The sequence below is a fragment of the Acinetobacter sp. YH1901134 genome (genome assembly GCF_013416965.1).
In the GTDB taxonomy this organism is placed as follows: Bacteria; Pseudomonadota; Gammaproteobacteria; order Pseudomonadales; family Moraxellaceae; genus Acinetobacter; species Acinetobacter amyesii.
The window spans coordinates 1-21,661 of sequence record NZ_VPEW01000006.1; the positions used below are offsets into that span (position 1 = coordinate 1).

A 21,661-nucleotide genomic window follows, 5' to 3' on the forward strand; every position below is an offset into this window, starting at 1 on the left:
AGCTGCAGCGCAAGCAGCGGTAGATGGCATTGTTGCCGACTTCCCAACAGAAGCAGCTGATTTCCAAGACCGTATTGATGCGTTAACGGATATCGTGATTCCAGCGGTGACGGACAGCAACAACAACGGTGTTGACGATGCAACAGAAATTGCAGCGGTAGAAGACTTGGTAGCAGCGGCAGAGCAAGCGTATCAGGATGCGGCGGATGCCTTGACGGCAGCGCAAGCGGATAACTCAATCAGCCAAGCCGAAGTGGATGCCTTAACCCAAGATCTAGCGGATGCTCAAGCGGCGAAAGCTGCAGCGCAAGCAGCGGTAGATGGCATTGTTGCCGACTTCCCAACAGAAGCAGCTGATTTCCAAGACCGTATTGATGCGTTAACGGATATCGTGATTCCAGCGGTGACGGACAGCAACAACAACGGTGTTGACGATGCAACAGAAATTGCAGCGGTAGAAGATTTGGTTGCAGCGGCTGAGGCAGCGTATGCAGCAGCGGATCAAGCCCTAGCTGATGCGATTGCAGACAATGCAGTGACGCAAGCAGAAGTGGATGAATTAACCCAAGACCTAGCTGATGCGATTGCAGCAAAAGATGCAGCACAAGCAGCGGTAGATGGCATTGCGACAGACTTCCCAACAGAAGCAGGCGGTTTCCAAGACCGTATTGATGCGTTGACAGATATCGTGATTCCAGCGGTGACTCATAATATCACTGCAGATGACGATCAAAATTCAACAAACTATGAGTTAAGCACAACAGAGAGCAGAGCTGATATCGAAGGAAGTATTTTCACATTAGCGAATGCAGGTGTGCTTGGAGGTATAATTAGTCTTGATTTAAGCACTTCAACAAATCCAAAAATTACAGTTGCAAACAATGAAACACTTAATTTTACGTTGACGGCATCAGGATCAACAGGTCTAACAGCAGGAGCATTGGGGGCACTTGTTGATGCCCTTCTGGCTGGTGGAAGTGTTAACGGCACGATGGATCTCGTGATATTAAAAGACAATGGGGCCGGTAAGTATGAAGTTTATAATGTCCTTGAAAATGTGTACACATTAAATAACGCCTTACTTACATTTACTGCTAGTGGCAGTGCAGCTGTTACATTAAACGAGGCTGGTAATTATAGTTTTGTCCTTGCTCCAAATGGTTCTGAAACGAATAATCTTTTAACGCAACTATTATCGTTGAATGTACTTGGTTCATTGAACTTGGATGCAAATGGCACAGTTATCGCAACCATTAACAATACTGACCCAGTAACAGGCAATGTATTTGATAATGATGTGATTAACCCAGTTGGTCTTGATGTCAAAGTAACCACAGTTACACATGGTGCTGACAACCAAGGTGTAGTTGCTGGAACACCTACAGTAATTGAGGGGCAATATGGCACATTAACGATTAATTCGGATGGTACATATAGCTATCAAATGACTGCGGATGGAACAGCATTAGGTAAAGTGGATACATTTAGTTATACAATTGCGGATGGAGATGGACATAGTTCTGTAGCAAATATTTATATTCGTTTGGATTCGACTCTAGTGAATCTAGATTGGACTGGAAAAACTGGAGCACAAGAGGCAACGAAAGCTACAAATGTTCTGGTCTCAGATGTGGATGGGACAGCAGCAACACTCGCTAACCAATATAATGTAGCTGTAAATGGAAACGGTGATGCAGCTGGATCTGTCTTAACAACGGGTCAAACGACACTAGGCGTACAATCTATTCCTGATGATAGCGGCACATTCACAGTCGCTGCGGGTCAAACGGCATATATTGCGTTTACAACAGTTGTTCCAGCCAATGTAACGCAGGACTTTGGTACGTTTGTTACTAATAATCAAACCACTAACTACACAACTACGGTTACGTTATCTCAAAACGGTGTTTTAATTGGCGGTACTCTGGCGACTTGGACTAGCAATGCGGCTCAAAATGGTACCGTTCATTACTATAAAGTCACCAATACCGGAACATCTGATGCGACGTATTCATTAAAAGTTTCTGGCAGTGATGGTGTACCGCTTTATGACTTTAATAATACCTTGACGGCGCAGTTTGGTGTAAATAACATCCAGCTTGATGTGAAAGCGCCAACTTATACTGCAGCTGCGGTGACAGGTAATGTCATTACTGGTACAGATAGTGCTGGTGAGGACACCTTGTATTCTTCTAGCTTCAAGCTCGGAGCTGTAGCGGGTACAACTGAACCGGCAGGCTACAATGTAGGAACTGGAACTGCAATTGTCGGAAGCTATGGCACACTGACAATCAATGCAGACGGTTCATATAGTTACCTTGCAAATGGTAAAGTTAGCGACCTAGGCAAAGTGGATGTCTTTACTTATAAAGTAGAGACTCTAGACGGTTCAAGTGCAAGTTCTACTCTAAGCATTACACTTGGTAAAGAGTCTGTACTTATTGGAAATCCTACAGGTGGGACGGCTGGAGATGATGTTGCTGTATCGCAGGGTGGAGCAGAAACATTCACCTTAGGCACAGGTCAAGATACATTGATATTTAATGTATTGAATTCGACAGATGCTCTGGGTGGTAATGGCCACGATACTTGGAGTGATTTCAGTACATCGCAAGGTGATGTCATTGATATTAGTTCATTACTCTCCGGCGCGACTGCAGCCAACATTGCTAGTTATGTGAGCGTTACAACTAGCAATGGCGTTTCGACTATTTCTATTGACCGCGATGGTGCTGGTACAACGTACAATAGTAAAGTTGATTTATTGACTATTAATGAAGCATCGACCCTTGAAGAGCTCATAAAAGGAAATCATCTCATTTATTAATTAATAAAATTAAGCTCTTAATTAAAGAGCCTCCTCGGAGGCTCTTTTTTATGTTCTTCATAAACACCACTAGATCGAAATGAAATGTGAAATTCATCAAATTAAAATGAACAACATGTGTATAGATCTCAAACGTATGCGATTTTAGTGATTAAATTTATAAAAATAATAAATAAAATCAAGATTATAAAATTGTGAAAGGCACTAAATTACGCTATTTTTTAAGGGTGAAATTTTTGAGATTTTTGCTGTGAATTTAAAGGCAATTTTATGGGTGGGGAGTATTGGATTTGCATTACATGGTTGTACCACCATGCAGAGTTTAAACCCAAATTCATTTAATCATTATGCATCACCACAAGAAGTGATCAATCAAAAAGGGCTAAATAGCTCAAATGGCAAGGCGAAAGAATACGTCTATGATTGGGGACCACAAAAGAAAAATATGGAAGCAGAATCACTCATACCCAAGCAAAATATGAGCAGTTACTGCCAAGCCAAAAATGGCAAATTTATTCAACTGAATAAAAGCAATTTGAACCAAGTCAAAAATGCATGGAGTCGTAAATTATTAGCGACCTATAGCAGTATAAAACAGAGCACAGGTGTGTTTCAGTGTAGTCAGGCAGATGGACAACGTTGGATGGTTGCTATTGAACCCGTTTCAGAGCGTAAATCGAATGACCGTTCTGAAACCCGCTTAGTGAGTTTGTATACAGCAATTATTGGACCCGAAGAACGTCGCAAAAACTATAATAAACAAGAAGAAACTGTAGCTAAAAAAGCCACACCAAGCAAAGCAAAAGCAACGACAACAAAAAGCAATGCGAAAGAGGAAGCAAAAAAAGAAGTAGAGACTAAAAAAGAAACCAAAGCCAAAGAGCCTGAAAAAAAACCTGTAGTGAAACCAGTTGCAGAAACATCGCAACAGATACAAATGCGCTTATATGTGAATGCACGACGTGACCTGAATGCCGGAAAAAATCAAGTCACCGCTTGTAATAATGCACAGCGCGCTTATAGCTATGGCAAATTAAATGGTGCAAATGCCAATAGAGCCTATGCTGAATCAGGCATGCTCGTTGCAAAATGCTTAACGTCAGTGCCTGCTTATAGCAAAAGTTATCCAAACGCCAATGCAAGAGCAAAAGGCATCCTACAAAACTTAGCGACTAACTATAACCATGCAGGGGCAAAAAATATGTTGAATCGTATGAAATAAACCTCAACAGGATAAAAGCCATTTGGGGAAATAACCTTTTATCCTGATCCAATGATGTATTCAGATAAAGTTTTAAAAATAATAAGGAAAAACCATGAGTTCAGTAAATGAAACTTATTTTAATGCACCATTATTTGATCGGGAATTGGCTGAAATTACAGTCAATATCGAGCAAACACCCTTCTTTTTGAATGATCGTGGGCATCCAACATATTTAGCATCACTTGGGTCAGGGATTCATTTAATTACCGAGTTGGCCACCAATGCGAAAATGACGATGGGAAATGGCTACGAGGTTCCTTCTGAAATTTCGACTAAAATTACCAATTGGGGGGAGCAAACGGAGCTTGATTTTGAAGGGCAACACTTCGAGTTTATGCCATTGGTGGCAACCAAAGAAACCGCGGCAGCTTTTGGTATCACCCTAGTCCATGCAGGTGAAGCGATTCAGATTCATTCAAATCAAAAACTACTGTCAGAAATTCAATATGAATACGGCATGATGGCAGGGCATTATTTACCTTATGAAAATGCAACATCAAATTTAAATGGCTGTAAAACTTTAACGCCATTTGTCATTACTGATTTAGAACACCATGACTTTCCGCATATTTTTAGTGCGACAGATCAGGATCATTTGCCTCTGGTCATCTCAGTGGGACGCTATTTTCCAAATCTAGGCAAGATTTACTTGGCAGATTTATGGGTCAATCCGGGAGATGCTTTATACATTCCTGCGAAACCAAAATATTTAAATCCCGAGTTTATTGACCTACATAATAACCGTAATGCAGCACTTGCATGTTGGCGAGGTGATAGCAATAAATCGACATTGACCACCCATAGTTTGCTCGATACCCATGGACATTTTTACTGGTATTGGAATAGAAGGCCAACGATTCATCCTCTCATCTATGCACCGACTAGCAAAAATGAATAGTTGAGTTACATAGACCAAACAGCAAATACAGCACTTCATGATACAAAGGTGACTCAAGTTTTGGGAGTTTGGTCTATGGCTTACGGTTTATCTAAAAAATTACATCTACGTTTTTCACGACCAGCAGGTTTGGCTTTATTGACGCTCATCATGTTCGGGTCGACTCAGGTGAGTTTGGCGAGTCCTACGGTCGATCAGCTCAGTCAATGTTTAGTGAAATCGACCACTGCTGCGGATAAAACAGCGGTGCTGCAATGGACCTTTTCTGCCTTGGCAGCGCATCCAGATTTAAAACAATACAGTAATGTCAGTGATGCGCAAAAAACGCAACTCGATAAAAATCTGGCTCAAGTGATGCAGCGAATTTTGGTGGAGCAATGTTCTACGCAAACGCAGGCTGTAATTAAAGCCGACGGTCTACAGGCTGTAGGCGAAAGTTTTCAAGAGCTTGGTAGTATCACGGGGGATGAAATATTAAAGACGCCTGAAATTAAACAACAATTACAAGGCGTACTGCGTTATGTCGATTTGAATAAATTGGTGACCAAATTTTTAACCCCAGAAATTTGGAATAAGTTAGGTGTGGTTCGTTAATTTTATTTTGAGTAAATAAAAAATGCTCCTTTTATACAAGGAGCATTTTTTATGGATTCACCCTAAATGGATGATGATCCAATGCGTTTTAGTTTCGTGACTCAAGCATTAAATGGTAATCGTCGCGCCTAATGCTTTAACAAATTGCGCCATCCACGCAGGGTGAGCAGGCCAAGCAGGAGCAGTAACTAAATGACCGTCGGTGACTGCATCCGTGACTGCAATATCTGCATATTGACCGCCAGCCAGTTTAACTTCGGCGGCACATGCAGGATAAGCGGAACATGTACGGCCTTTCAGTACATTGGCTGCTGCTAAAATTTGCGCACCATGACAAACCGCTGCAATCGGTTTTTTCGCTGCGTCAAATTCGCGTACGATTTCAATCACACGTGCATTCATACGTAAATATTCAGGTGCACGACCACCCGGAATCACTAAGCCGACATAGTTATCTGAGTTAACTGCATCAAAGTCATAGTTAATGGCAAAGTTATGACCGCGTTTTTCGCTATAGGTTTGTTCACCTTCAAAATCATGAATCGCTGTGGCAATGTTGTCACCGGCTTTTTTGTCAGGGCAAACGGCATGAACGGTATAACCAAGACCAACTAAAAACTGAAAAGGTACCATGGTTTCGTAGTCTTCAGCATAGTCACCTACAAGCATAAGAATTTGTTTTGACATAATGTAACCCTCTGTTGAAATATGATTTATATCAATTTTTCATTTACCTTAGCATATTGAAATGACAGTTTTAAGCAGGCTGTAAATTCTTTAGTTGTATATTTTTATTTAGATTTATAAAAAGTTATGGATGGTTATAGTTCAAATTATGATGAGTCTAGTAGGCTAGCTGTTATCAATTATTAATGACTTTAGTGTTTTTCACAAAGTTTTAAAAAGTTAAATATTTACCTCTCCCTTGCGCAGCACTGCTGCTTATCTCCTAAAAGGAGAGGGGGGGATATCCAAAAAATCGTTTAAGTATTTATTCACTTTGAAAGCTCCCTCTCCCATTGGGAGAGGGATAAATCACAGCAAATCAGGATAAAATTTTTCATAGTCTAGATTTGGTTCATGCGTTACTTTCAGCTTGCCTTTAGATCCTGTGACATAGCTATTGATCTCTTTAAGTGGTTTCTCATGCCAACCGATATTGAATGCACAAAACGTATTTTCTTTTTTAAAAAATTCTAGATGACTGTATGGCAAGTGATTGTGAATCCAATATGCAATCTGTTTCCAATTATTTGGGTCTTTTTCAATTAAATCGATGAGTGAGGGAATGATAATACACGCCGTTGCACCGTAGCCTTTAGCATCGGGATAGTCCCAAATATGACTGGCAAAGTTTTTCTCATTACTTGCGCAATTATGTCCTTTTTCGTTGCCAAGTTGGTTCACGCTTGGTGAACGGTAAGCTGAACGAGTGGCAATACGTCCAAACTTTTCTTGCAGTGGTTCAAGTAGTTCTTCGCAGAGTTTCGAGCCCGTACGAATGGCAATATCAGGATGGTCAGGGACGTTGGGTACACCGTACCAATTGGCGATTTCACTATAGAGAAAGTCGCGCATAAAGAAGGACTTGGAAAGTTGGATACGTCCTAATTCTTCAAGTTTGCCAATTGAGGATGCTTTTTTGATGGTCATGTTGTTTTTGGTGTGAAGTATTTGGATTGATTGTATGGTTAAAAATATGAAAATTAAATATTTACTTCTCCCTAACCCTCTCCTGAAAGGAGAGGGAATTTCCAATACTAAATTTATAACGGCAAAAAATTAGTAATGTGAGCTCCTTTTCCCACTGGGAGAAGGCGGGAATGAGGGGGGATAAGTCCTAAGTCTTTGAGTTTGACGATGGAAAATATTTAGTAGGCGTTTATGTATTTAGTGGTAATTATTTAAAGAAAAATTTCTTTAAATTTTTCAAAGTAATAATAGTTTTAAAACTTACAGATTTGTATGTAAACTTGTTAAATAAAGAAAAACTAATGTTAGTATAAGTTATGAAAATACCAGAACAATCTAAAACTATTCTTGATCAAAATAGTTTCAAATGTCCTCATTGTGGGGCTTTTTCACATATGAAGTGGGAAAATTTATTTTTTATTTCATATGATGAAAATGGTTTAGAACACAATATTCCAACTAGAGTTCATCAAGCAAACTGTGCATCATGTAGTCAAAATAATATTTGGTATAATCAAAAAGTTGGAAGTAATTTTCTTAGTCTTATTCCAAGACCTAGTCAGGACTCCGACTTAGTGAGATTATTTCCAATACAAGAAATAAGCAATCAAGATATTCCTGATTATTCACCTGATATGCCAAATGATGTAAAGGTATTATATAAAGAAGCGGCTTTGATCTTTGAATTGTCACCACGTTCTGCTGCGGCTTTAATACGTTTAGCATTGGAAAAACTATGTGGTCATTTAGGTGTAAAAAAGAAAAATATTAAAGAATCAATTGAGGAGTTGGCAAAAGAAAATATTATTCCATCAAGAGTTGCGAGAGCCGCTGATAATATTAGATTGATTGGAAATGCAAATGTACATCCAGGGATTATTGGTGATGAAGTTTTAGAAGATATTAATCCTGCTATTTTTACTTATATTAATTTAATAGTGGATTATGCTATTACAAAACCAAAGGAAATTGATGAAATTAACTCCTTATTTCCAGAACAAAAAAGAGCTTCATTATAAGTATAAAAAACCCGCTCTAAAGCGGGTTTTTTATTTCAAAATCAATTGGTATTAACCAATCAATTTCTTCATTAATTCATTTACTTGTGCAGGGTTGGCTTTACCTTTCGCTGCTTTCATTACTTGACCAACTAAACCGTTGAAAGCTTTCTCTTTACCAGATTTATACTCTTCAACCATCTTCTCGTTAGCAGCAAGTACGTCTTTAATAATCGCTTCAATCGCGCCTGTATCAGTTTCCTGTTTCAAGCCTTTTTCAGCAATAATCTCGTCCGCAGTTTTGCCTTCTTCCCACATAAAGCTGAACACTTGCTTTGCAATCTTACCGTTAATGGTGTTGTCCACAATACGTGCGATCATACCGCCAAGTTTTTCAGCAGATACAGGAGAGTCATGAAGCTCTAGGCCTGCTTTGTTTAAAGCACCAGAGAATTCACCCATCACCCAGTTAGCAGACACTTTACCTTGTGAAGCACCGCCAGCAGCTTTTACGACTTCTTCATAAAACTCTGACATTTCACGAGTAAGCGTCAGCACGTGTGCATCGTACTCAGTCACACCAAAGTCAGCCACAAAGCGTGCACGACGTGCAGCAGGAAGCTCAGGAAGGGCAGCACGTGCCGCTTCAATTTGCTCGTCTGCAATGATCACAGGTAACAAGTCAGGATCAGGGAAGTAGCGGTAATCGTTCGCTTCTTCCTTCGAACGCATAGAACGCGTTTCCATCTTCACAGGATCGAACAAACGTGTTTCTTGGTCGATGGTGCCATCCCATTCCAAGATTTCCATTTGACGTTCAATTTCAACATTGATTGCTTGTTCAATGAAACGGAAAGAGTTCAAGTTTTTCAACTCACAACGCGTACCAAACGGTTGACCCGGACGACGTAAAGACACGTTACAGTCTGCACGGAACGAACCTTCTGCCATGTTACCGTCAGAAATGCCTAACCAACGAACAAGCGTGTGAATCGCTTTAATGTAGGCAACCGCCTCTTCAACCGAACGCATATCGGGTTCAGATACGATTTCAAGCAGCGGTGTACCAGCACGGTTTAAATCGATACCAGATTGACCTTCAAATTGGTCATGGATCGATTTACCTGCATCTTCCTCAAGGTGAGCACGGGTTACGCCAATGCGCTTAACCGTACCATCTTCAAGTTGAATGTCGATATGACCCAAGCCCACAATCGGGTTGTCCATTTGGCTGATTTGGTAGCCTTTTGGCGAGTCAGGATAGAAATAGTTTTTACGTGCAAACACAGATGCTTGGTCGATGTACGCATCGATACCCAAACCAAAGCGAATCGCAAGATCAACTACTTCTTTGTTCAATACTGGCAATACGCCCGGCATTGCCAAATCAACTAGGCTCGCTTGTGTATTTGGGTCTTGACCAAATGTAGTAGATGAACCTGAGAAAATTTTGGTATTGGTTGCAAGCTGAGTGTGAATCTCGATACCAATCACCACTTCCCAACCATCAATTAGGTTAGATTTTGGTTTAGCAGCGTTCTTAGCCATTATGCGTTCTCCTCAGCAATTGCAGCGCGTTGTGTATGCCAATCGGTTGCTTGTTGGTACTGATGCACCACAGACAACAATTGAGATTCTGACCAGTAGTTACCAATCAGCTGTAAGCCAACAGGTAAGTTGTCTTTGTCAAAACCAACAGGCGCGTTAATCGCAGGCAGACCTGCCAAGTTCACTGCGATGGTGTAGATGTCGCCTAAGTACATTTCTACAGGAGACAGGTTTGCACCAATTTTATATGCAGTCGTTGGTGCAGCAGGAGCAGCAATCACGTCTACAGATTCAAATGCTTTTAAGAAATCTTGTTGAATTAAACGACGTACTTTTTGTGCTTTCACATAATAAGCATCGTAGTAACCCGCAGAAAGCGCGTATGTACCAATCAGGATACGTTGTTGAACTTCTTTACCAAAACCTTCAGAGCGTGAACGCTTGTAAAGATCCATCAAATCCACAGGATTTTCTGCACGGTAGCCATAACGTACACCGTCGAAACGAGATAAGTTAGACGATGCTTCAGCAGGTGCGATCAAGTAATACGTCGGTACGTAGCTTTCAGTCATGTTTAGGTCAATCTCAACCAAGATTGCGCCCATTTCTTCAAGCTTTTTCAACGATTCTTCAACACGTGCTTTCACGTCTGCATCTAAACCAGCAACGTTAAAGTACTGTTTAGGAATACCGATGCGTAAGCCTTTTACTGAAGTGCTGTTGAGGTTCGCCACGTAGTTATCGACGTCTTTTTCAACCGAAGTTGAATCTTTCGCGTCATGACCTGCCATCACGTTCATGAGGTAAGCACAATCTTCAGCAGAACGCGCCATTGGGCCACCTTGATCGAGTGATGATGCATAAGCAATCATACCGAAGCGTGATACACGACCGTAAGTCGGTTTAAGACCAGTCAAACCACAGAAAGACGCCGGTTGACGGATTGAACCGCCTGTATCTGTACCTGTTGCGAACGGAGCAAGATCAGCCGCTACCGCCGCAGCAGAACCGCCTGAAGAACCACCTGGAACATGGTTTAAGTTCCAAGGGTTAGCCGTTGCGCCATAAAATGAATTTTCAGAAGTCGAACCCATGGCGAATTCATCCATGTTCACTTTACCTAAAGTGACAAGGCCCGCAGCTTTACCTTTCGCTACAACGGTTGCGTCGTAAGGAGAGATAAAATTGTCCAGCATTTTAGAACCAGCCGTGGTTTTAATGCCTTGGGTACAAAAAATGTCTTTGTGTGCAATTGGTATACCAGTCAACGCAGTTGCATTGCCTGCTTTAATTGCAGCATCAGCCGCATCTGCTTGCGCAAGTGCTTGTTCAGCTGTCACGGTCACGTATGACTTGACTTGAGCATCGATTTTTTCAATGCGTTTTAAATAGTGTTCAGTCAATTCGCGTGAAGAAAATTTAGCGCCAGCCAAACCTTCAGACAATTCACGAATTGATAAGTGATGTAAATCTGTCATGAGAAATATTTCTTTACGTTTAATTTGAAAAAATGTTGATCTGAATAAAAATTATTCAATCACACGCGGAACAAGGTACAAGCCATCCTGTACGGCAGGAGCAACTGCTTGATATGCTTCGCGATGATTGGTCTCAGATACCACGTCTTCACGTAAGGGCTGTGGATTGTCGAATGGACTTTTTAGTGGTTCAACACCGTCAGTATCGATGCCTTTCAGGGTTTCCATCATGCCTAAAATTTTATTTAAACTTTGAGCATAGTCAGCAGATTGCGCTTCATCTAGCGACAATCGAGCCAGATGGGCAATCGCTGAAACTGTTTGTGCATTTAGATCTGCAGAATGCTGTGCATCCGATGTAGACATAACATTACCTAATCAGTATTAAAAAAATTCAAAATATCGTGGCTTATAATAAGCGATTGACTTGTTCAAATCATCACATTTAGTTAAAGTTGCCACCTTGCGTCCATATAAAAGTTTAACTGAGAACGTCCCCGTGATTCTAAAACGACTAATTGGCTTGTTTTCGCCGGATCTTGCCATTGATTTAGGCACTGCAAATACACTTATCTATGCGCCAGGACGAGGCATTATATTAAATGAACCGACGGTGGTGGCAATTCGCCACAGTGGTTCACAAAAAATCGTTGCCGCAGTAGGTCTTGACGCGAAGCAAATGCTAGGTCGTACACCTGCAAATATTTCTGCGATTCGCCCAATGAAAGATGGGGTGATTGCTGACTTTGAAGTCACTGAAACGATGTTGAATCAATTCATTGGCAAAGTGCACGAAAAACGTTTGTTCCCACCTGCACCGCGTGTCGTGGTGTGTGTGCCATGTAAATCGACGTTGGTGGAACGCCGTGCAATCCGTGAAGCTGTATACAATGCAGGTGCACGTGAAGTTCGCTTAATTGAAGAGCCAATGGCTGCTGCAATTGGTGCAGGTATGCCTGTTGAGCAAGCCTGTGGTTCGATGGTTGTCGATGTTGGTGGTGGTACAACTGAAATCGCGATCATTTCACTTCAAGGTTGTGTCTATGCAGACTCACTACGTATCGGTGGTGATGTATTTGATGAACAAATCATTAACTACGTGCGTAAAGCACATGGTTGTGTGATTGGTGAAACCACTGCAGAAAACATCAAAAAAGAAGTGGGTATGGCGCTTCCAGAAGAAGGTGCAAAACCTTTGGAAATCGAAGTCCGTGGTCGTAACTTGGCAGAAGGTGTACCTCGTGCGATTACTGTCACTTCTGATGAAGTGACTCAAGCGATTTCTGATCCACTACAAAACATTGTGTCTGCGGTTAAATCTGCACTAGAGCAAACGCCACCTGAGTTGTCTTCAGACATCGCAGAACGCGGTATTGTGTTGACTGGTGGCGGTGCATTACTTCGCAATCTTGATAAGCTTCTTGCAAAAGAAACAGGTCTTCCTGTAGTGGTTGCAGAAGATCCACTATCATGTGTTACACGTGGTGGCGGTAAGGTTCTCGAATTCTTCGATAACCCAAATCATGACATGTTATTTGTAGGCTAAGAAAAGGACTCGGCGGGTGCAAACGCAACTGTTTTCAAGACAACCGCCATCTTTTCGCTCATTTATCATTGCGGTGATTACATGCTTGGTGGTGCTTTTCTTTGATTGGCGCTTGCCACATGTAATTCAACCGGCCAGAGACGTCTTGTATGCGGCATATAATCCAATTTATGCACTAGCAAGCTATCCAGTGTTATCGCGAGAATGGCTGAATCAACAAACCAAGTCTGAAGCTCAATTACGTCGTGAAAATACCGCGATGCAAGCAGAGTTAATTCAGGCTCAAGTCCGTTTACAGAAACTTTCTGAACTTTCTGCTGAAAATACTCGACTGCGTGGACTACTCGATACACCACTCATCATTGATGGTCGTATGGAGATTGCCGAAGTCATTGGTACTGATGCTGATCCCTTACGTCATATTATTGTGATTAACCGTGGAGCCAGCAGTCAGCTTAAAGTGGGACAAACTGTACTCGATGACAAGGGTATTATGGGGCAAATTATCAATGTTTACCCGCATAGTAGCCGTGTGATGTTGCTCTCAGACAAAGAGCACTCTTTATCCGTGCGGATGGAGCATACCGGTATGCGCGCAATCGTTACGGGTACAGGTGACTTAGGTCGACTTAAAATGGAATACGTGCCAACCAGTGCGAATATCAAAGTCGGTGAAAAAGTCTATAGCTCAGGTCTAGGGGCACATTTCCCAGCGGGTTATTTGGTGGGTACAGTGTCGAAAGTCAGTCGTCACAATAGCGGTGAATTTGCCCAAATTGATATCAATCCTGCTGCCCAATTGGCAGGTGGTCATCATGTGGTTGTGCTATTTTCCGATTCTTTAGCGATGGAGCAACCGCATGTCACTCGCTAAGCTTAATCGTCATACAGAGCGCGACCCATTATTTCCAATTATCTTTTCCATCATTTTGGCATCCGTGCTGATGGTGTATCCGCTTTCTTATGACCTATCGGGTTGGCGCCCATTATTCATGATGATGATCATGCTATTTTGGGTCCTCTGTCAGCCGACATGGTGCGGTGTTTGGTTTGCATTTGCCACAGGTCTCTTTACAGACTTATTGACTGATGCGCCTTTTGGCATGAACGCACTGAGTTTTGTGGTCATTGCATTTGTGACACGCTTTTTGACCCGTGAACGTCGTATCCTCACATTTGGTAATTTATGGATTATTGCTGCAATGGCAATTTTCGCGCATTTACTGTTTGTGTGGATTGTTCAAGTGATGGGTGGGGCACAGTTTTCATTTGCTCGCCATTGGCAGCCAATTGTTACTAGCTTACTCATTTGGCCAATCATGTATTACTTCCTGAGAAAATGGCGCATATAATTTTAGCTTCGAGTTCTCCTCGACGACGCGAACTTTTGCAACAATTAGGTCTGGAATTTGACATTTTCAGTCCAGATATTGATGAGTCCGTGTTGGAAGGAGAACCTGTAGCGGATTATGTAGAGCGTTTAGCACGTGCCAAAGCTTGCGCAGTACAACAACAATTCCCTAATGCTATCGTTATTGCCGCCGATACTAGTTTAGGTGTAGATGAGCACATTTTAGGAAAGCCAGCATCGAAAGCACATGCTTTTTCTATGTGGGAAATGATCTCTGGACGAAAACATGATGTGTTTTCAGGTGTTTGTGTCAGTACAAAAGATCAAATATACAGTATAGTAGTGCGTACACAGGTTGAATTTCAAACGCTGAGTCTAGCTGACATGGAAAGCTACTGGGCAACAGGTGAACCAATTGGCAAGGCGGGAGCCTATGCCATTCAAGGAATTGCTGCGCGCTATATTCCTTGTATTGAAGGGAGTTACAGCAATGTCGTTGGGCTTCCTTTGCATGAAACCGTACAGTTATTACAGACAGTTAAGGCATTAAATTAACTGCTGCAACACAAGAATTTTTATAATGTTTTGAGTTTTGATATGTCTGACGAGTTGTTGATTAACGTCACACCGATGGAATGTCGTGTGGCGTTGATTCAAAACGGTACGGTCAATGAATTATTTGTTGAACGCACCGTGAAGCGTGGGTTAGTGGGCAATATTTATAAAGGGAAAGTTGTTCGCGTGCTTCCGGGTATGCAGGCTGCTTTTATTGATATTGGATTGTCGAGAACGGCTTTTTTACATATCAATGATATGGTCTGGCAGCGCAATCAACCGACCCCGAACGTTTTTGAGCTGTTACAACCGGGACAAGTACTCACCGTACAAGTCATGAAAGATATGTTGGGTACCAAAGGTGCACGACTTTCTACTGATCTTTCTATTCCTTCCCGTTACCTCGTTTTAATGCCATATGGCAGTCATACCGGTGTTTCACAGCGCATTGAGTCTGAAGAAGAACGTGATCGCTTGCGTAGCATGATTGAACGCATCCAAAAGGAACACAACTTACCGGGTTCAGTCATCGTTCGTACTGCCGCCGAAGGTATTCCTGAATGTGAAATTGCGCAGGACATGGCTTATTTAGCCAAACTGTGGGAATATATTCAACGTAAACAACGCAGTATTGTCGTACCTTCTCTGATTTTTGAAGAGCTGCCTTTACCGCAACGCGTCATCCGTGATTTGGCTAATGAAGAGACGTCTAAAATTCAGGTCGACTCACGAGAAGTACATGGCAAATTGCAAGAGTTTGTCCAAGAATTTGTACCGAGTATGCAAAATCGCTTACTACATTATCCGGGTGAGCGTCCAATTTTTGACTTGTACAATGTCGAAGAAGATATTCAAAAAGCCTTACAGACACGTGTAGCACTTAAGTCTGGCGGCTATCTAATGATCGATCAAACTGAAGCAATGACCACGATTGATGTCAATACTGGCTCCTATGTTGGTGGTCGTTCACTTGAAGACACTGTGTTTAAAACCAATATGGAAGCCACACAGGTCATTGCACGTCAGCTCCGTCTACGTAACTTGGGCGGGATTATCATTATTGACTTCATTGATATGCAAGAAGCACATCATCGAGAAGAAGTGATGAGCCAGTTTGAGAAAATGCTCGAGCGCGATCATGCCAAAACCAAGATCACTCAAGTGTCTGAGCTGGGTTTGGTGGAAATGACGCGTAAACGCACCCGTGAATCTCTGGAGCATCTGCTTTGTGATTCTTGCCCGACCTGTCAGGGGCGTGGTTATGTGAAAACTGCTGAAACAGTTTGCTATGAAATTTTCCGTGAAATCTTGAGATATGCACGAGCTTATGAGTCACAAAGTGGTTTTACCGTGGTGGCACATCCGTCGGTGATTGACCGATTGTTAACTGCTGAAGCACCTGCAGTGGCTGATTTAGAGCACTTTATTAGCCGTGTGATCAAGTTCCAAGTGGAAAATTTATATACGCAAGAGCAATACGATATCATTCTGAGTTGAAATTGTAACAGAATATCGTTAAACACTTGTTACAACTGAGATTTTACTTTTGAACTGTTATTTTGAATACTAGACACATCAAATAGCCAAAGCCGTTTTCCCGTAATGAACTTGAAAATGGCTTAGCAAAAAGAGGTGTATTATGGGTGTTAGTAAAACAGTAATGAAAAGTGGTCTTAAAACTGTCGTTGAAGCAAAAGCGATCCATTCAGGTTATATCGTGGATGAGCGTGGTAATGAAGTTCAAATTACAGCGTCTATGATTCGCTCTGCTTGTCATCAGTTACTTAAACAGTGCCGAGCAATTAAAGCTTAAATATTGAAATATAAATAATAATGTAATCCAGAGGGTTAAAGTGCTAACGCGCGATTCTAAATTTTTTAATGCGCTAAAATTTTATAAAGAATGGAAAATAAATTTAATTATCAGTGTGTATCTACAAGTCGTAATTAAACAATAACAACGGATTTGTTCACCTAAATTTTAGCTTATACACATAAATTACTCCAAAAAATTAATCAAAGTTCAAATACTAAAAAAACCGTCTAGATTGTTTAATTTAGACGGGTTTTTAATTTTTGATGGTTCAATCTGCTGATGAACTGATACTAAGTTGTGAAGCAGGCGGTTAGCTAACCGCCTGTAACTTTGGGGAATCTTGATTCACAATAGCTTCAAATCGTTGAATTTCTTCTTCCAAATGCGACAGTAAATTTTGCATTTTTGGCAGTGCATTACGACATGCAGTTAGACCCACTTCAAGCTTATCTAAATAGCTAGTCATAGTGATATTAAGCGCTTGACCATCTAACACTATGGAAGCAGGGTAGAGCGCTTCTAAGCGTGCACCATTCCAATATAACGGCTCTTGTGGGCCGGGAACATTTGAAATCACCAAGTTAAAGGCTTGACGTTTTGGCATAAAGCCTGATGCAATATTTAAACCTGCTGCACTGTAGACAAAAGCACTGTAGTTTAAAATTTGATTCGAGTTCATGCGCTTAAAGCGTTCTTTGGCATTGAGCACACTACGACGCACAATCTTCAACCGTTCTAGAGGATCTTCTTTATGGGTTCCTAGGTTTGCCAAAATCATAGTAATACGGTTAGACATATCTGAATCATCGGTACGAACAGATGCAGGCACCATGGCAATCAATGGCTTTTTAGGTAAAGCATTTTGTGTAATTAAATACTCACGTAATGCACCTGAACAAATTGCGAGCACAATATCGTTAATTGTTACACCAAGTGACTTGGCAATATGTGACAAACGTGAAAATTCAAAAGACTGAGCAGCGAAACGACGTGAAGAACTAACCCGTTGGTTTAATATTGAACTCGGCGCTTGGAAACTAGATACATAATCTGGGTTACGCCCCATATCTTTCATTACAGTTTGTGACAGTTCATATAAAACTCGTGGAGTTGAGTCAAGTTGTCCCTTAATGGTCGATAGGAGACCTTTCATGCGACTGACTTTAGGCTGCTTCAGGCGTTTTGCACGAGGGCCCTCAACACACCAGGGTGGCACAATACTTTTAGCATCTGGGTCATGCGAAAGTGATTTTTCAACTAAACGCATACCTGCAATGCCATCGACCATCGCGTGGTGGATTTTGAAGTACATGGCAAAACGATTGCCTTCAATGCCTTCAATAATATGGCAAGTCCAAAGCGGTTTTGCACGGTCAATCAGCGCACTGTGTTCTTGAGAAATATAAGTCAAAAGTTCACGAATACGACCGGGATGCGGCAGTGCGATATGGCGGAAGTGATGATCTAAATCAAACTCTTCGTCTTCATCCCAAAAGAAGCCGTTGAGTTTATTGTTAAAAGGAGGAATAGGAATGGATTTTGAATTACGAATATCTGCGACTAAATCTTGAATAAAAGTATCTGGTGCATTGTCAGGGATCTGAAATAAAAATAGACCACCTACGTGCATCGGTTGTTGCCGTTTCTCTAAATTTAAGAATATGAAATCAATAGGATGTAATGGACGCATAGCGTTGATTGCCTCACTGCAATTTCTACAGCTGCTCATGTATGAGTAGCATTGTTAGAATTATTAAATTGTCATTTGCAGTATAGCGTTTTTACGTTGAAATGATACGGAATTATGTGTATCGATGCGTTGAAAAAAACCACTGCTATGCAGTGGTTTTGTGCTCTTTATTTTTTCATGTTGCCTGCGTGTAAGCCGCATTCTTTATGGGTTGCATCTTCCCACCACCAGCGACCTTCACGTTCGTGTTGATTCGGTAAAACAGGTCGAGTACATGGTTCACAGCCTATCGAAATAAAGCCACGTTCGTGTAGTGGATTATATGGAATTTCCATTAGACGGATATAGTTCCATACATCAGCACTAGACCAGTTTGCCAAAGGATTGTATTTAATTAAATGCTTGCCCTCACCTGAAAAACCTGGGTCAGCTTGTACTACAGGAATTTCATTACGTGTGCCTGGGCTTTGGTCCTTACGTTGACCAGTGATCCAGCCATCTAAAGTGGCTAGTTTTTTACGCAAAGGTTGTACTTTGCGGATACCACAGCATTCTTTATGTTCATCTTGATAAAAGCTAAAAAAGCCCTTTTCTGTCACCAGTTTTTGTACGGCATCACTTTCTGGGAAACAGATTTCGATATCAATTTTATAATGTTTACGGACAGTATCTAAAAATTGGTAAGTTTCAGGGTGTAAGCGACCGGTATCTAAACTAAATACACGAAATGGAATCCCTAAGTTCGATGCAAGATCTATCAGTACAACATCTTCTGCACCAGAAAAGGAAATCGCAACTTCACCTTGCTGGCTTAGCGCAAGTTTCATAATCTCAGAAGGTGATTTATCTGCATATTCGGATGCAAGTGCATCGACAAGGTCAATAGTAGGGATGGTAGTCATGAATGTCCTGGCTATAGGCTTGGAACGTTAAAACCTATATTAATTTATTTCAGAACTATTTTAATGGAAATGCTAAAACACACTTATCACTAAAAAATAGATACTTATGAAAAAAATAGATTTAAAAAAGAACAATGCATTTTTTTATTCTTCCGCTATGATATTGAAAATTTTTTTCACTTAACAGAGGGTAGAGTGCATGGAAGTCGTTTGTTTAGATCTAGAAGGGGTTTTAGTACCTGAAATTTGGATTAATTTTGCGAAAAAAACAGGCATTAAAGAACTTGAAGCAACGACTCGTGACATTCCAGATTACGATGTGTTGATGACTCAACGTTTAAATATCCTAAAACAACACGGTTTGGGTTTAAACGATATTCAAGACGTAATTGCAGATATGGGGCCATTTGAAGGTGCAAAAGAGTTTGTAGAGTGGGTACGTACTCATTTTCAATTAATTATTCTTTCAGATACTTTCTATGAGTTTGCACATCCATTAATGCAGCAACTTGGTTGGCCAACGATTTTCTGTCACAAGTTAGAAACTGATGAAAATGGCATGATTAGCGCTTATAAGCTTCGTCAACCTGATCAAAAACGTAAAGCCGTTCAAGCATTACATGGATTGAACTTCCGAGTGATTGCAGCAGGTGATTCTTATAACGATACGACGATGCTCGGTGAAGCAGATGCGGGTTTCTTATTTGATGCGCCTGACAATGTGATTGCGGAGTTTCCACAGTTCCCACCAATTCATGGCTATGCAGCACTAAAAGAAGCCATTCGTAATGCTTCAGTGCGTGATATTCCAGCTTAATTCTGAATAGCAAATTATAGAAAGGGCGCTTATAGCGCCCTTTCTTGTTTAATCCAAAGTTTTTAAAGCAACTTAGAAACGGTAACCAATTTTCAAGCTATAACCAATTGCATCGTTATCTTCAAAGTTTGCAGCATATTCATCTGTACCGAAATGACTTGCAACTTGTGATTTTGCATCACCTAGCCAGAAGTACTTAACACCGGCTTGTACAAATGTTTGTGGTGTTGGACTAAATTGTCCACCTAAACCTAGGCTCCAATAACCCTCTGTTGGGCCAAGAGTCGATACAGGGTTACCAGCCCCAGAGTCCCAACCGACCATGACTGTGCCAGCCCATTGTTCATTAAACTTACGTCCGACACCCACATTCGCCGAAATTTGATCCTTCTCGTAGGCAACTAAATCAAAGCCACGTGGGTCACCAATTACTTTGTTTGTTAGAGCAGATGCTAATTGACCAAATTTATTTGGGCGTATTTTAAATTCCGACCAATCTACCCAACGCAATTGAGCAAATGCTACTGTATTGGCCATAATCCCTGTTTGAAAATCTAAATTTACAGACTGTGGTGTGGTTACATCAGTTTTACCCTCTTTAAATTCATAACCATCTACCATAGGTTTAATACCACCTAAGCCGCCCATCAGGGAGTTAGCTGGCATAACTTCATCAGGAGTTACACTATGCTCAATCTCCGAGCGGTAAGTAACAGATGCTTTAAGTGCAATTTCCGGTATTTGAAAAGCAAAGCCAGCAAGCCAACCAACAGAAGAATCTTCTGCTATACGAGCTTCATAACCATTAAATTTATCTTTAGTACCTTGAATTGTGGAATTCAAACTGCAAGCGCTAATCGGACAATTAACTCCTCCAAATGGACCATAAGCAGAACCACGTAAAGTCACATCACCTTTAACTGTCTGATAAACTGGACCTGCATAAATATTCCAATTTTCATTTGGTTGATATCCAAAAATAAATGATAAATTTTGTGTATTTACATCAACGGATGTTGCTTCATCTCCGACAGTAAATGCGCCAACTTCATTGGTTTTGAGTGAAACACTATCGGTTTGACGTTTATCATTCGTTGAATATTTTGCTTTAGCACCAAAAGGCTGGTCGTAAATTAATCCAAATGAAACATTATCTGTCATTTGTACTTTTAATGCAGCATTGTAGAAATGATAGCTCTCTGCCATATCACCAAGTTCAGTACCTTGAATTGATTTTGCTGTATTTGCACCACCACCTGTAACTGTATAATTATCTTTTAATTTGCCAGAAACATCGGCATCTAAAACTGAAATCCCTGCTTCAAAATAATTACCCGGTTGTAAAAATGCAGAAATTGACTGCCCAGAGCGATCCATTGCTGCTGCAAAAGCCCCTGTCATTGGTACGCTGGCAAATAAAATGGCACTTGTTAATGCTTTTAAGTTCATTTTTCTACTTTCCTAGTATAAAAAACGCGTCAATGCGTTAATAAAAATATGAGATATGTAAATTATTTTTAATCATATCCATGTGCGAAAAATATCATAAATAAAAAAAGAGTAAAGACTCTAAAATTGAACTAATAGTATAAAAAAGTCATTGTTTTTATTTATTTTAGAGTTAAAACTTTAAAATATTTATTTAAGTTACTGTTATGCAAATAAATACTTTTAAATTAAATATT

20 protein-coding genes are annotated in these 21,661 nt (G+C 40.8%); 12 read left to right on the plus strand and 8 right to left on the minus strand.

The window, feature by feature from the left end; all coding sequences use genetic code 11:
- From FTV50_RS07655 to FTV50_RS07670, 4 genes are all read left to right on the plus strand, one after another.
- A partial coding sequence (locus FTV50_RS07655; RefSeq protein ID WP_257223874.1) for a type I secretion C-terminal target domain-containing protein occupies window positions 1-2,827 on the plus strand: 2,827 nt, incomplete at its 5' end.
- Window positions 2,828-3,077: 250 nt separating this feature from the next.
- On the plus strand, window positions 3,078-4,049 hold the full coding sequence (locus tag FTV50_RS07660) for a hypothetical protein (RefSeq protein ID WP_180024043.1): 972 nt from the start codon (window positions 3,078-3,080) through the stop codon (window positions 4,047-4,049).
- Window positions 4,050-4,143: 94 nt separating this feature from the next.
- The gene (locus FTV50_RS07665) at window positions 4,144-4,989 is read left to right on the plus strand and encodes a hypothetical protein (RefSeq protein ID WP_180024044.1); all 846 of its coding nucleotides are present in this window, start codon (window positions 4,144-4,146) and stop codon (window positions 4,987-4,989) included.
- A gap of 150 nt (window positions 4,990-5,139) precedes the next feature.
- Window positions 5,140-5,583, plus strand: a complete 444-nt coding sequence (locus FTV50_RS07670; RefSeq protein ID WP_257223879.1) for a hypothetical protein — start codon at window positions 5,140-5,142, stop codon at window positions 5,581-5,583.
- A gap of 108 nt (window positions 5,584-5,691) precedes the next feature.
- Here FTV50_RS07670 and FTV50_RS07675 read toward each other — a convergent pair whose 3' ends face one another.
- Window positions 5,692-6,270, minus strand: a complete 579-nt coding sequence (locus tag FTV50_RS07675; RefSeq protein WP_078193062.1) for a DJ-1/PfpI family protein — start codon at window positions 6,268-6,270, stop codon at window positions 5,692-5,694.
- A gap of 348 nt (window positions 6,271-6,618) precedes the next feature.
- A complete protein-coding gene (locus FTV50_RS07680) occupies window positions 6,619-7,236 on the minus strand; it encodes a hypothetical protein (RefSeq protein ID WP_180024046.1) in 618 nt (205 codons plus the stop codon).
- A 356-nt stretch (window positions 7,237-7,592) separates the two neighbouring features.
- Between FTV50_RS07680 and FTV50_RS07685 the strand changes: the two genes are divergently transcribed.
- The gene (locus FTV50_RS07685; RefSeq protein ID WP_180024047.1) at window positions 7,593-8,294 is read left to right on the plus strand and encodes a DUF4145 domain-containing protein; all 702 of its coding nucleotides are present in this window, start codon (window positions 7,593-7,595) and stop codon (window positions 8,292-8,294) included.
- Between the two features lie 51 nt (window positions 8,295-8,345).
- Here FTV50_RS07685 and gatB read toward each other — a convergent pair whose 3' ends face one another.
- Genes gatB through gatC form a run of 3 tightly spaced genes read right to left on the minus strand, consistent with a single transcriptional unit; the run spans window position 8,346 to window position 11,665 of the window.
- Complete coding sequence (gatB, locus tag FTV50_RS07690; protein ID WP_180024048.1) at window positions 8,346-9,821, minus strand: Asp-tRNA(Asn)/Glu-tRNA(Gln) amidotransferase subunit GatB; 1,476 nt, start codon at window positions 9,819-9,821, stop codon at window positions 8,346-8,348.
- Window positions 9,821-11,299, minus strand: coding sequence for an Asp-tRNA(Asn)/Glu-tRNA(Gln) amidotransferase subunit GatA (gene gatA / locus FTV50_RS07695; protein ID WP_180024049.1), 1,479 nt, complete (start codon window positions 11,297-11,299; stop codon window positions 9,821-9,823). The genes gatB and gatA overlap by 1 nt, the downstream gene beginning before the upstream one ends.
- A 51-nt stretch (window positions 11,300-11,350) precedes the next feature.
- Entirely contained in the window at window positions 11,351-11,665 is a 315-nt protein-coding gene (gene gatC, locus FTV50_RS07700; RefSeq protein ID WP_078189985.1) for an Asp-tRNA(Asn)/Glu-tRNA(Gln) amidotransferase subunit GatC, read from the minus strand.
- Between the two features lie 133 nt (window positions 11,666-11,798).
- Between gatC and FTV50_RS07705 the strand changes: the two genes are divergently transcribed.
- From FTV50_RS07705 to FTV50_RS07730, 6 genes are all read left to right on the plus strand, one after another.
- Entirely contained in the window at window positions 11,799-12,845 is a 1,047-nt protein-coding gene (locus tag FTV50_RS07705; RefSeq protein ID WP_078193300.1) for a rod shape-determining protein, read from the plus strand.
- Between the two features lie 16 nt (window positions 12,846-12,861).
- The gene (mreC, locus tag FTV50_RS07710) at window positions 12,862-13,719 is read left to right on the plus strand and encodes a rod shape-determining protein MreC (protein WP_180024050.1); all 858 of its coding nucleotides are present in this window, start codon (window positions 12,862-12,864) and stop codon (window positions 13,717-13,719) included.
- On the plus strand, window positions 13,706-14,197 hold the full coding sequence (gene mreD, locus FTV50_RS07715; RefSeq protein ID WP_180024051.1) for a rod shape-determining protein MreD: 492 nt from the start codon (window positions 13,706-13,708) through the stop codon (window positions 14,195-14,197). The genes mreC and mreD overlap by 14 nt, the downstream gene beginning before the upstream one ends.
- Window positions 14,185-14,751 carry a Maf family nucleotide pyrophosphatase gene (locus tag FTV50_RS07720; RefSeq protein ID WP_180024201.1) on the plus strand — a complete coding sequence of 189 codons (567 nt, stop codon included), beginning with the start codon at window positions 14,185-14,187 and terminating at the stop codon, window positions 14,749-14,751. The genes mreD and FTV50_RS07720 overlap by 13 nt, the downstream gene beginning before the upstream one ends.
- Before the next feature lie 42 nt (window positions 14,752-14,793).
- Complete coding sequence (gene rng, locus FTV50_RS07725) at window positions 14,794-16,248, plus strand: ribonuclease G (RefSeq protein ID WP_111885603.1); 1,455 nt, start codon at window positions 14,794-14,796, stop codon at window positions 16,246-16,248.
- A gap of 142 nt (window positions 16,249-16,390) precedes the next feature.
- Window positions 16,391-16,564: a PA1571 family protein gene (locus FTV50_RS07730; protein ID WP_168379036.1), complete on the plus strand. Its 174-nt coding sequence runs from the start codon at window positions 16,391-16,393 to the stop codon at window positions 16,562-16,564.
- A gap of 313 nt (window positions 16,565-16,877) precedes the next feature.
- On the opposite strand, the gene FTV50_RS07735 is transcribed toward FTV50_RS07730, so the two are convergent.
- Both FTV50_RS07735 and FTV50_RS07740 read right to left on the minus strand, forming a co-directional pair.
- Entirely contained in the window at window positions 16,878-18,257 is a 1,380-nt protein-coding gene (locus FTV50_RS07735) for a wax ester/triacylglycerol synthase family O-acyltransferase (protein ID WP_180024052.1), read from the minus strand.
- Between the two features lie 167 nt (window positions 18,258-18,424).
- Complete coding sequence (locus FTV50_RS07740) at window positions 18,425-19,159, minus strand: phosphoadenylyl-sulfate reductase (RefSeq protein ID WP_180024053.1); 735 nt, start codon at window positions 19,157-19,159, stop codon at window positions 18,425-18,427.
- A gap of 199 nt (window positions 19,160-19,358) precedes the next feature.
- Between FTV50_RS07740 and thrH the strand changes: the two genes are divergently transcribed.
- Window positions 19,359-19,976, plus strand: coding sequence for a bifunctional phosphoserine phosphatase/homoserine phosphotransferase ThrH (thrH, locus tag FTV50_RS07745; protein ID WP_078189978.1), 618 nt, complete (start codon window positions 19,359-19,361; stop codon window positions 19,974-19,976).
- A gap of 72 nt (window positions 19,977-20,048) precedes the next feature.
- Here thrH and FTV50_RS07750 read toward each other — a convergent pair whose 3' ends face one another.
- Window positions 20,049-21,425 carry an OmpP1/FadL family transporter gene (locus tag FTV50_RS07750; protein WP_180024054.1) on the minus strand — a complete coding sequence of 459 codons (1,377 nt, stop codon included), beginning with the start codon at window positions 21,423-21,425 and terminating at the stop codon, window positions 20,049-20,051.
- Window positions 21,426-21,661: the final 236 nt, after the last annotated feature.